Source organism: Lutimonas saemankumensis (assembly GCF_020171465.1).
Classification (GTDB): Bacteria; Bacteroidota; Bacteroidia; order Flavobacteriales; family Flavobacteriaceae; genus Lutimonas; species Lutimonas saemankumensis.
In genome coordinates, this window is the sequence record NZ_JAIUZR010000004.1 from 112,184 (window position 1) to 124,718 (window position 12,535).

The following is a 12,535-nucleotide window of genomic DNA, read 5'->3' on the forward strand; positions in this document are numbered from 1 at the left end:
TATTAGACACCATGTTCCCACCAATGTTCAAAACTAAAACAAGGACTTATTTTTACATGATTTTGGGCTTTCTGAATCTTGGATGGGCACAAATTTCAGAATTACCTCAAGAAGTACAGGGCATTTGGAGTGTTTCTGACAGTATCAATTTTACAAATCAGGATTGGAGGGCCCGGTGGATTTGGTTACCCCATCATATTGACTCAGATGTGATGCTCGCCAGGCGGTCATTCAATCTGAATGAAATCCCATCGAATTCAGAATTGGGCATCACGGCATCTTCTAAATACGAACTCTATATAAACGGGAAATATCTGTGTCAGGGCCCGGCTCGTTCTGCTCCTCATCATCAGTCTTATGATGTGTTGAAGATTACTTCCGCTCTGAGGAGAGGGAAAAACACCATTGGTGTGCGTGTGCATTGTCAAAGAGGGGTCAAATCATATCATTTAAAGGGACGAGCAGGATTACTGGTTCAGTTGACCCAAAAGGATAGAGATTCAACCTGGTCGATTATCAGTGATGAAAACTGGAAGGTATTTCCTGACTTATCATGGGATAACAACTCCCCTCTAATGAATCGTTTTCAATCTGTAGTTAATGATAGAATGGACATGAACAAGAAGATTCAGAATTTTGAATTTGTTCATTTTGACGACTCAAACTGGTATCAGGCCCGGCCCCTCAAAAGAAATACGGGCTGGCCGGCACCCCAAAAAAATGAAAAAGCCACTACGCTGACCACACCCTGGACATCTTTGGTAAAAAGGGATATTCCCTATTTGAAGGAGGATAAACTAGTAGCTAAAACCTTGATCGAAGCAAGAGAACTATCTGTTTCCGAAATAAAATCAGATTCAATCCTCCTGAATGGATCGATTCACCATTCCATTCAAAAACAACTTGTCAAGGCATCAGTTCAAAACTGGCCTCTGCAACTACCGGCTGCAGATCCTGGCCGGGCCTGGTTTCTGTTATTTGATTATGGAAAGGTCATCAACGGAATGCCCGAATTTATTATTGAATCTCAAAAAGAAGCCGAAATAAGCGTTCTTTCCGCTCCATTTATGCTTGAAAACATATTCAGTTCAGATATCGTGGCGTCATCTTATAAAGATGTGATTACATTATCGGGTAAAAAAGACCATTGGAGAGCCATGTACTTTAAACCAACTCGCTATATGGCGGTTATCGTAAAGAATAATGATCCCATAAAAATTCATTCCCTGGGAATTCATCAGCTTAAATATCCTTATGAATTAAAAGGCAGCATTACTACTCCTGAGGCCCCCTGGATCGAAGACTTATGGCAGGCTTCGGCGAAAACAATTGACTTGTGCACCACAGATGCCTTTACCGATAATTACAGGGAGCGAAGGCAATATGCCCAGACCGGATATTACGCTGCACTTGGCAACTACTTTATTTTTGGAGACTATCTGCTTCAACGAAGGTATTTGATTCAGATTGCTGAGGAACAGCAGGCCGATGGCTTGATGCCGGCCTATGCCCCATTGAATGAAAATGATTTTATGATCATCCTCGATTCCAATTGTTTTTATATTAAAAGCCTATACAACTACCTTTTGTACTCCGGAGATCATGAAACCGTTCGAAAATTGCTTCCGTCAGCAAATAAATTAATGCAACTTTTAGCTTCGTATACCAATAAATACGGAATGATAGACAGTCCGCCTTATTCGTATTGGCTGGACCACACCCTTAATGACAGGCGCGGGGCAAACCTAACCCTTAACGGCCACTATTTAGGAGCCTTGGATGGTTTCTCAAAAGTACTCGGATGGTTGAACGAAGCTGAACTCAGCAAATTCTATGCTGAAAAAGCTGATGTTCTCAGATCGAATCTTGGAAGATTTCTTTGGGATGAAAACAAACAATTATTTGCTGATGCTTATGTTCTTGGAAAGCGTTCAGATCAATTCAGCGAACATGGAAATGCCATGGCATTGGCCTGCAAAATAGCGACATCGAAGCAAGCCGAACAAATTGCCGGTGAACTTTTAAAGAAAGACAAACACAACTTGATCAAAAGAGAAAACGGGCTTATTATGGTAAGTCCCGCGATGTCTTATTATCTGCATAAAGGACTCGCTGAATACGGTTTTGAAGCTGAATCATTGGAAATGCTTCGTTCCAGATTTATCAGAATGCTTGATCCTCAATCCAATGGAACGCTTTGGGAAGAATGGTGGAGAAACGGAACGGGAAGAACGGGGAAGTTCAACAAACGAACAAGAAGCGATGCTCAAACCGAAAGTGTATTTCCTCCTGCCCTGTTCACTAAATATGTCTTGGGATTAGAAGTTGTAAAACCAGGATTTAAAGAAGTGAAAATTTCAAAACCAACAATAGCAATTACAAATATCAGTGGGAAAATCCCTTCCCCAATGGGAACTATTGGCTTAAAATGGAAAAAAAAGGAAAAATGGCAACTGGATTTGACAATTCCAAAAGGAGCCTCTGCAAAATTTGACGAAATGCAAGGTGAGATACGCTGGAAAAAGAAGGGTGATAAAAAATTTGTAGAAACAGATGGAATCATTGTTTTGCACCAAGGGGAATACAAGATAACTTTTGATTCCTCTCAAGAACAATAACAATGATTCTCAACAACCTGTAATCTGCACTTTTTTATTTTAACTCTAACTGCTCCGTCTTGCGGTTTACATCCCCTCTTTTCGACTCATACATCTCAATCATCTCTTTCAGTTTATCAGGACGGGAAGAAGCGAGATTTGTTTCTTGACCCAGGTCTTTACTCAGGTCGAAGAGCTGATATTTCTTTGAGTTGCCGGTTTCAATATTTACCAATTTGTTTACCGGGGTTCCTTTATACGGAGGAATAAGTACCCAATCTCCATTTCTGTAAGCAGTTCGGGTAGTAGCTTCCAGAATCAGATCCTCACGACCTTCCTCGCTCTGACCTAAAAATACATCGGCTAGTTCCTTACTGTCTTCTGCACGAACATCGCTGTCTACCAATTTAGCAATGGATGACAAAAGATCAATCTGACAAACCAGAGCGTCCGATATACCAGGTTGAATTCTTCCTTTCCAGTAGGTAATGAAAGGTACATGGGTTCCTGCTTCATACAAACTGTATTTCCCTCCCCTAAAGGGTCCAGCAGGTGTATGCATGCCTAATTTTTCAACGGCGTCATCATAGTAACCGTCATTTAATACCGGTCCGTTATCACTTGTGAACACAATCAAGGTGTTCTCCAATAATCCTTCTTCTCTTAATGTTTGAAGGAATTCTCCCACCATCCAGTCGGCCTCTAAGATCACATCTCCTCTTGGACCCATTCCAGATTTACCTGCAAATCGAGGGTGAGGCGTTCTTGGTACATGTGGCTGTTGCATCGCATAGTACAGAAAGAAGGGTTCTTCCTTGTGTGCCCTTACATAATTCTGTGCTTCCTTTAAAAAATGGTCGGCCATATCTATGTCACTCCATTTTGCCGTCTCTCCGCCTTTCATATAACCAATCCTTGGAATACCATTAACGATGCTGCTGTTGTGGCCATGATGCCATTTCATTTCGAGCAATTCAGGATTATCTTTTCCTGTAGGCTGTCCTTCAAAATTATTTTTATAATCTACTTCAATAGGATCCTTCGGATCCAGTCCAACAACATCACCATCTTGAATATATACAGTGGGAACACGGTCCTGGGTTGCAGCCATTATATGAGAATAATCAAAGCCAAGTTCATTAGGTCCCGGTTTCACAGTTTCATTCCAGTTCACGTTTCCATTGCCCAATCCCAGGTGCCATTTGCCAACGATTCCTGTATGGTATCCTGCACCTTTGAGCATACGAGGTATGGTCATTTGGTCTGTACCAATAATTAATGGTGCAGTTCCAGGTAAAATCTTTGCCCGCTCATTTTTCCAAGGATAGACCCCGGTCAAAAGAGCATATCTACTTGGGGTGCAGGTAGCTGAACTGGCATATCCGTTAGTAAAACGAACCCCTTCATTTGCAAGCAGATCAATATTTGGCGTATTGATCTCCGTGGCGCCATTGGCGCTTATATCACCATAGCCCAGATCATCTGTGTATATAATGACAATATTTGGCTTTGAAATTGGTTTTTCGTCGGTTATTGAACTTTGCTTTTTCTTTTGACATGATGTCGTAAAACTCAATAAAATACCTGTAACAAATAAAACCGCGGCAATTCTAATTTTCATAAACTGATTTTTAATTAGGGAATACATATAAGGATAAAACCTGTGATGATAATCGGCCTGGTGATATTATTCACTGACCGCCGGTAAAATAAAAAAAAATAGCTCAAAAATTCATAAATTAAATTACCTTTGAGAAATCAAAAATTATCCTCCCTTTTTGATTTTTATGTAAAATCATTTTATCAATTCTAATTTTGATAAAAACTACCATTTAAAAGGTAATTATTAGTACTTAACCTGCAGTTTATCTCATAATCTTTGCCAGATAATTATATCTGGTTGGTAACTATGGAAATAAAAAAAATAAGCACTGAATATCTAATAATTCTATTCTTCTTTTTCATTCAGGTCAATGAGGCTCAAGAGGCCAAAGAAAGGCCTAATGTGATATTAATTATGTGTGATGACTTGAATGACTACCAGCAGGTTTTTGGCGGACATAAACAGGCTATTACACCCAATATTGATAAAATGGCCAAAACGGGGGTTCAGTTCATTAATGCCCAGAGCAACGTTCCCGTCTGTCAACCTTCAAGAAACAGCCTTTTCACCGGTGTATACCCGCATCGTTCCAAGGACTATGGCTGGACGGATCACAGAAAACAACCCGTTCTAAAAAATAATAAAACCATCATGAGGATGTTTCAGGAAAACGGTTATTACACCTTGGGAACCGGAAAGCTCACTCATGGTAAATCCATAAAGAACTGGGACAAGTGGGGTTTGCAGATCAACCACAATTACGGGCCACTGTATTTTGATGGTGAAAATCTGGGGTCAAATCCTTCCGTTCCCTTTCCCTATAGTAAAATAGGCCCTGTGGACGGTTCCTATGGCAGGTTATCAGATGCAGGAACCTCAGAAGGAAAAATAAAAGGAGAAAAAGGCTGGGTGTATGGAAGAGACAAAAAACCTTTTCGATACATACATGATAATGACAGGGATTTACTTCAGGATGAACTTCATGCGAAATGGGCTGTACAACAAATCAAAGAGATGGAACAAACAGCTATAAATCAACCCTTCTTTATGGGAATTGGATTTGTCAGGCCACACACCCCCCTTCACGCACCCGATAAATATTTTGACATGTTTCCGATGGATGAACTGGAATTAAGCGATTGGATTCCTGAGGATAAAAATGACACCTTTTGGGATGAAAATTTTAAATCAACCTTAAAAGGGCCTCGTTATTACAAGACCATTCTGGATTCGTATGGTGGTAATCGTGAATTGGCTTTAAAACATTTTTTGCAGGCTTATCTGGCATGTGTGGCTTTTGTGGATGATCAGATCGGTTTTGTTCTCGATGCCCTTGATAAAAGTAAATTCAGAGAAAACACCATTGTAATAGTTACAAGTGACCATGGATGGCAAATGGGAGAAAAGCAATTTCTGTTTAAGAACTCACCATGGGAAGAAAGCGCTCGAATCCCTCTGGTGATACACTCCCCATCAATGATCAAAGCTGCAAAAGTAAAGCAGCCTGTTTCTTTGATCGACCTCTTCCCTACGCTCATGGAACTCTGTAATCTTGAAGGAAATCACAAAATAAATGATCAGGGGGGAGATCTTGGAGGTTACAGTCTTGTTCCTTTTCTTTTGGATGACAATGAAAAAAGCTGGGAAGGGCCGTCAGGAGCTTTGACAATTGTGGGGAACTGCGGAAAATCAGTCCCTACAGAAAATCAAAACTTTTCTTACAGGACCGAAAATTTCAGGTACATCCTTTATGGTAATGGAAATGAAGAACTGTATGATCACGAAAAAGATCCCTTCGAATGGAAAAATGTTGCTCAGAAAAAATCCTATAAAAAGATCCGAAAAAATCTGAGGACAGAAATGATGAAAATAATTGAAACCCGATAATCTAATGAACATCACATGCCTAACTCACTTTATATTCTTGTTTTAATATCTCTCTTTATAACTCTTCCTTCCAGTTCACAATCGGGCAATTCAGACAACAGCCTTCATCCTGAAAAACCAAATCTGATCGTTATAATGACTGACGATCTGGGTTATGAGGATGTTGGTTTTAACGGGTGTCAGGATATCCCTACCCCAAACATTGACAGAATAGCCAAAAACGGGGTGAAATTTACAAATGGTTATACTTCATACGCGGTTTGCGGGCCAAGCAGGGCTGGTTTTATAACAGGTCGTTACGGCCAACGATTTGGATTTGAAAGAAATCCTCAGTACAAAACAGATGACCCCGTTATGGGATTACCTCAAAATGAAAAAACGATTGCCGAACATCTGAAAACAGTTGGATATACTTCGGGTATCATCGGAAAATGGCATTTGGGTGCTCATAAATCCAATCATCCATTGAACAGGGGATTTGATGAATTTTTCGGGCATTTGGGCGGTGGTCATACCTATTTTCCTCAAAATCTTGTTATCAAGGACAGCTATTTTACTGGAGAAGAAGTTATGATTCCATCCGAAAATGATCCCTCTAAGTCCTATAAAGGTTCGGCAGAAATGGCAAGTTACAGAACCTGGATCATGCGGAATCACGATCCGGTTAAAACGACTAAATATTTGACAGATGAATTTTCTGAGGAGGCTGTCCGTTTTATTGAACGTAACAAGAAGGAGCCTTTTTTCTTATTCTTATCATATAACGCCCCACATAACCCATTACAGGCAACCCAGGAATATCTGGATCGATTTTCTCATATTGAAAACGATAAAAGGAAAACCTATGCGGCCATGGTAAGCGCCGTTGATGATGGGGTAGGAAAAGTTCTGGACAAATTGGAAGCCCTGAACCTTGATAAAAATACCATTGTTGTCTTTTTATCTGATAACGGAGGTCCCGAATCAAAAAATGCTTCAAATAACGGAGTACTTCGTGAAGGGAAAGGTTCTATTTACGAAGGTGGATTTAGAGTTCCTTTTGCCATTCAATGGAAAGGACAGCTAAAAGAAGGAACTTATGATTATCCTGTCTCTTCGCTTGACATACTGGGAACAATAGCGCCATTAGCCGGGGTGGCTATGAATAATGAAAAACCACTGGATGGGGTGAATTTGATTCCCTATTTAAATGAAAGTAAAAAAGGAGCACCTCATCAAAATATATTCATTCGCAAATTTGACAGTAAAGTGTATTCCGTTAGAGATGGAGCACTTAAACTTATTGTAAAAAAGAAAACCAATGTTAAAGAATTATACAACTTAAATAATGATATCAGTGAGAAAAGCAATATAGCCCGTGAAAATCAAAATGAAGTCGAACGTTTATCGGCAATTCTCAACGCCTGGGAAACCGAGTTAATTGACCCGTTATTTTTAGGACTGATTCATACGAAAAGCTGGCAAAAGAAAAGGGAACGAAAAAATAAATAAGATCTCTTATTACTTCAAAAAAAAAAATTGCACCTAATCCAAAATCAAGAAAAAAAGAGTAACACAAAACAAACAAAAACTAACACAAAAGCCACAAAAATATAAGTGTTAATTGGGCTTTGAGTTAACATTGTACAGTCAAATGTTAATATAGTATTGCTTATAACTTTTAATAATTAATCAGATTTAAAATGAAAAACAAAACATTACCAAGACTCTCATTTGTGGTTATATGTTTCTTGATTTTCCTTGTCCAAAGTTGTGAAGAAACATCGTTTGGAGAAGATCTACAAGTTCGTAAATTACCCATGAGTATCGATTACCCCGAAATTTTAAACTCAAGAGAGTTTAGTTACATTCAATCTGCGGCACCTTTTGTAGATGCGAACGGTCATGCTGTCGAATTTGAAATCGTAAGTGCGAGGAGAGGAGATCAACAACTCGACGAAACTTACATGGAATTTGTAAGTATTTTGAATGCTGAAATCATTGAAACTCCAAATCCTATCTATGACGGGCCCATGTACATTGAAGACCTGGGATCAATGGGGACAATAATTATAGCAGAAGGGAATCCATTTGGATATGGTGACTATTATTTTACAATAAGGCTTACTACGGTCAATGAAGCTGGTGAGACAGTCACTGAAGTGTTTGAAGATGCCTTTCATTTAAATATTGCTCCTGGTTTGGTTGAAGGCCTGAGTTATTGTCCGTTCAAAATGAACTTTGTCAGCGGAGAAGGTACAACTTCAGGACCTGCGGAACTTTTTGGAGGAAACCCAGATGTTAGATTTGAACTTGCCACTGAATCAGACAAGTTATCTATCGATGCTGTGACGGGAGCGCTTTCATTGAACACATCTTATGTTCCAGTAGAAACCGAAACGCTAAACCCAATTATCAACGTTGTCAGTAATGTTAGCGAGGAAGTGACAAGTTTCGAGGGAACCTTTGCAGCAGTTGCATCTTTGACACCTGTAGAACTTGAAAAGGAAAATGACTATTTTTTCTTCCCTAAATTAAAATTGACTTCAAAACAGAATGCTGCGCTTGGCGGTGATGGTTACTCAAGAGTATTTGTTGAGCACAAAACCGGCGATGTCCACATCAAAGCAGGAGATCCTGAAGAAACTACAAACTGGTTTATTAGTAAAGCTTTATGGAGAAATCATAAAAACTCACCAGTAGTAGACACGCCTGATGCAATCGAAGTAAGAGAAGAAGCCGGTGTTAACGGCACTCAAACTCTGGAACATCAAATGTGGACCATTACAGGGCCTTCTGAATCTTGGATAATCATGGACCCGCAGAATCTTGCATTGTATAAAGGATGTTTTGATTCTAAGGCAGTTTTCTGGTATAAAATTTTTATGAACGACAATTCAGGGTATGAAGAAGACGGAAGCACACCTATAGAATTAGAAGTTCACATTACTAGCAACTACACAGGAGATGTTACCACAACTTCCTGGACACAAGTGAATGACATTTTGGAATGTGAGATCAATAACAATGGAACAGTCTTTACCGGAACTCCTTATCCAGGAGATCAATCAGGAATTCAGCCTCCGAATGGTGTAAAAGATCCAAGCAACAGTCCAAACGATTTATGGGTGAGAGCTGAATTAGATCTCGATGAATACAGATCGGAAGAAGCATTTACCATTGCATTTAGATTTAAAACCCAATATGAAGAAGAACCATTTTACGTAGATCCTGAAACCGGAGAGCACGTACTTAATGGCTCTGTAAGACTATCGAATGTTCACTTTGTAGCCTCAGAAAAATAAAAATATCATGATAAACAAAAAATATATATTAATTGTAACACTTTTTATTTCCTTTATAGGCTTTGCGCAAAGCACTATAACAGGTGTTGTTACAGATGAAGAAAATCAACCACTTCCTGGAGTAGCCATCGAAATCAAGGGTACCAGTTCAGGAACATTAACAGACTTTGATGGAAATTACTCAATTCAAGCGAACCCGGATGATATCTTAGTATTCTCGATGCTTGGAATGGTTGACCAGGACGTTCCTGTTAGAAATCAGACAACGATTAATGTTATATTAAAGACAGATGTCGCCAACCTGGATGAAGTTGTACTTATTGGTTATGGTTCCGTAGCCAAAAAAGATCTTACCGGTGCTGTTTCAACGGTTAAAACCGAAGAACTGGAATCAGCGGTTGTATCAAATTTTGACCAGGCCCTGGGCGGAAGAATTGCCGGGGTAAACGTTAGTGCCAATGAAGGTACACCGGGTGAAGCTTTAAAGATCGTCGTAAGGGGTGGTAACTCACTAACGAGTTCTAATGATCCTTTATACGTTGTTAACGGTTTACCTTTAGAAGACTTTGATCCTGCAACTATTGCAACTTCTGACATTGAATCGTTTCAGGTACTAAAAGATGCATCGGCAACCGCTATCTATGGTTCAAGAGGTGCAAACGGGGTTGTAGTGATTACAACAAGGTCAGGTAGATCAAATTCAAAATCAGAAGTTACCGTGAACCTTTCAACCTCTTTACAGGAGGTTACCAAGACATTGAAAGTTTTGAGTCCTTACCAGTACGTAAAGAACCTGGAAACTCAATCAATCGCGCGTGATGGCTACCAGTATTTACCTAATACAGACGGAAGTAATTATCAAAATTTCATAGAGAGATGGGTTGATCCGGACAGGTATAGAAGCATGGAAGGTACAGATTACCAAAACGAAGCTTTTCAATTAGCGCCGATGACCCAGGGAAATGTCAATATCAGAGGAGGTGATCAAAAAACCAATGTTTCATTTTCTGCAGGTTTTGTAGATCAGGAAGGGGTATTGATTACAACCGGATTTAAAAGATGGAATACAAACTTTACCATTGAGCACAGCTTGAGTGATCGTGTTAAACTATGGGGTAGTATGAACTACACAAAAGCGAACAGGTACGGTGCCCGTTTGAGAAACGGAAGAGGGAATCAATTATTAAAGAACCTTATTTTATACAGACCGGTAGATCCTCTCAACCCAAGTTCTGGAGAAGAAGAAGGTGGTCTCATCCCAGGTGTCAACGATGCTGAATTTGCCAATTTATATGATCCAATTGAAGATATGCTGGGAACAACTCGTGAAGATAAATCACATAATATTCGTGTCAACACGAGATTGAGCTGGAAAATAGGTAAAGATTTTGAATTTAAAACAGTGAATGGTTTCAATACGACTGTGGGGCAGGAAGAATTGTTCTATTCTGCTAATACACGTCAAGGAGCCAGATCAGAGAACGGTATTAACGGACAAATAAATGGATATGAACGTTCCACTTTTTCATCTTCAAATACGATACAGTACAGCAGAACAAAAAACAAGAATTATTTATGGGCCATGGCTGGTTTTGAATTTGTTCAGAACACTCAATTTACGTCAAGACTATGGAACAAAAATTTACCTACTGATGAATTTGGTATAAACAACCTTGACATTGCTACACAACCAACAATAGCTATGACAGATGCCTCTGAAAACAGATTGATGTCGTTTTTTGGTCGTGTAAACTATAATTTAAATAATAATAAATATTTATTTACCGCAACAATAAGAGCGGATGGTTCGTCCAAGTTTCAAAGCGATAACAGATGGGGTTATTTCCCATCGGTTTCAGCAGCCTGGAATATTGCAAAAGAAAACTTTATGAGCAATGCAAATGCCGTCAATAGCCTGAAGCTAAGGTTAGGATGGGGATTGACAGGTAACAACAGGGTTGGAGACTACGCTTCTCAAAACCAATTTGGCTTTGGGATCTGGAACCCTTATGTTTTTGGCTTAGACGAAGAATACCAGCCAGGTGCTATTCAAACAGTGTTTGCGGTGCCTGACCTTAGATGGGAGAAAACAGGACAGACGAATATTGGTATTGATTTCTCAATGTTTGAATCAAGATTCTCCGGAACCTTGGATTACTATCACAAAAGAACAGATGACCTGTTGCTTTTTGCCGATATGGCCTTGAGTACGGGATTTGGAGCAGTAGCCCAAAATGTTGGTTCAGTGAGCAATCAAGGTTTTGAAGTAACGTTGTCAGGATTAATCATTAATAAGAATGATTTCACCTGGAACTCAAGTATAAATATCTCCACCAATGAAAACAAGGTCATAAGCTTAAATGATGGCCAGGAGTTTATTAAGTCTGATCCCGGTCTGGACTGGAATAGTGAGTACTACTATATATCAGAAGTTGGTGAACCTGTTGGAATGATGTACGGACTTGTTTACGATGGTTTGTACCAGGCGGAAGATTTTATTTACGACCCTTCATCAAATCCTAATTCACCATATATTCTTAGAGATGGTATACCTTCATATCCTCCGGGAGTCGGTCCTGGTCACGCAAAATACGTAGATCAGGATGGTAATGGTATCATTGATCAAGACGACCGTGTTGTTATTGGTAATCCTTATCCTAAACACTTCGGTGGATTCAATAACAACTTTAAATTCAAGAATTTTGATTTGGGCGTACTTTTGAGATGGTCTTATGATTTTGACGTTTTCAACGCCAATAATGCATTGTGGGGCCATCCATCTCATAATTCAAGTTTTAGCAGATTGGCCAATGTGGCGAATGCATGGACACCATGGAATACAGACACAGATGTTGTTTCTCATTATTCAAACGGAATTGCTACTTTTCCACGACCAGGTTTTAAAGGAGATACAAGATACATTGAAGACGGAAGTTATTTAAGATTACAAACTGTAACGTTAGGATACAATATTCCAGTAAAAAATTCAAAAGTTTTCAAAGGATTAAGGCTTGCATTCTCAGGTCAAAATTTATACACCTGGACCAACTACTCCGGATATGATCCTGAAGTAAATGTTGGAGGCACTTTAATGCCAAGTCTGGATTATTCTGCATATCCAAAAAGTAGAACGTATAGTTTACAATTTTCAGCTAAATTTTAAT

6 protein-coding genes are annotated in these 12,535 nt (G+C 39.3%); 5 read left to right on the forward strand and 1 reads right to left on the reverse strand.

All coding sequences use genetic code 11. From position 1 onward, the window contains the following. The first annotated feature begins 23 nt into the window (after window positions 1–23). A complete protein-coding gene (locus tag LCM02_RS08375; protein ID WP_224927965.1) occupies window positions 24–2,618 on the forward strand; it encodes an alpha-L-rhamnosidase-related protein in 2,595 nt (864 codons plus the stop codon). 34 nt (window positions 2,619–2,652) lie between these two features. On the opposite strand, the gene LCM02_RS08380 is transcribed toward LCM02_RS08375, so the two are convergent. Beyond that, complete coding sequence (locus tag LCM02_RS08380) at window positions 2,653–4,218, reverse strand: sulfatase family protein (RefSeq protein ID WP_224927967.1); 1,566 nt, start codon at window positions 4,216–4,218, stop codon at window positions 2,653–2,655. A 288-nt stretch (window positions 4,219–4,506) separates the two neighbouring features. On the opposite strand from LCM02_RS08380, the gene LCM02_RS08385 reads away from it, so the two are divergent. The 4 genes from LCM02_RS08385 (at window position 4,507) to LCM02_RS08400 (ending at window position 12,534) form a co-directional block, all read left to right on the forward strand. Next, complete coding sequence (locus LCM02_RS08385) at window positions 4,507–6,087, forward strand: sulfatase (protein WP_224927969.1); 1,581 nt, start codon at window positions 4,507–4,509, stop codon at window positions 6,085–6,087. 15 nt (window positions 6,088–6,102) lie between these two features. Next, entirely contained in the window at window positions 6,103–7,578 is a 1,476-nt protein-coding gene (locus LCM02_RS08390) for a sulfatase-like hydrolase/transferase (protein ID WP_224927971.1), read from the forward strand. 191 nt (window positions 7,579–7,769) lie between these two features. Next, a complete protein-coding gene (locus LCM02_RS08395; protein WP_224927973.1) occupies window positions 7,770–9,371 on the forward strand; it encodes a hypothetical protein in 1,602 nt (533 codons plus the stop codon). A 7-nt stretch (window positions 9,372–9,378) separates the two neighbouring features. After that, entirely contained in the window at window positions 9,379–12,534 is a 3,156-nt protein-coding gene (locus tag LCM02_RS08400; protein WP_224927975.1) for a SusC/RagA family TonB-linked outer membrane protein, read from the forward strand. The last annotated feature ends 1 nt before the right edge of the window (window position 12,535 follow it).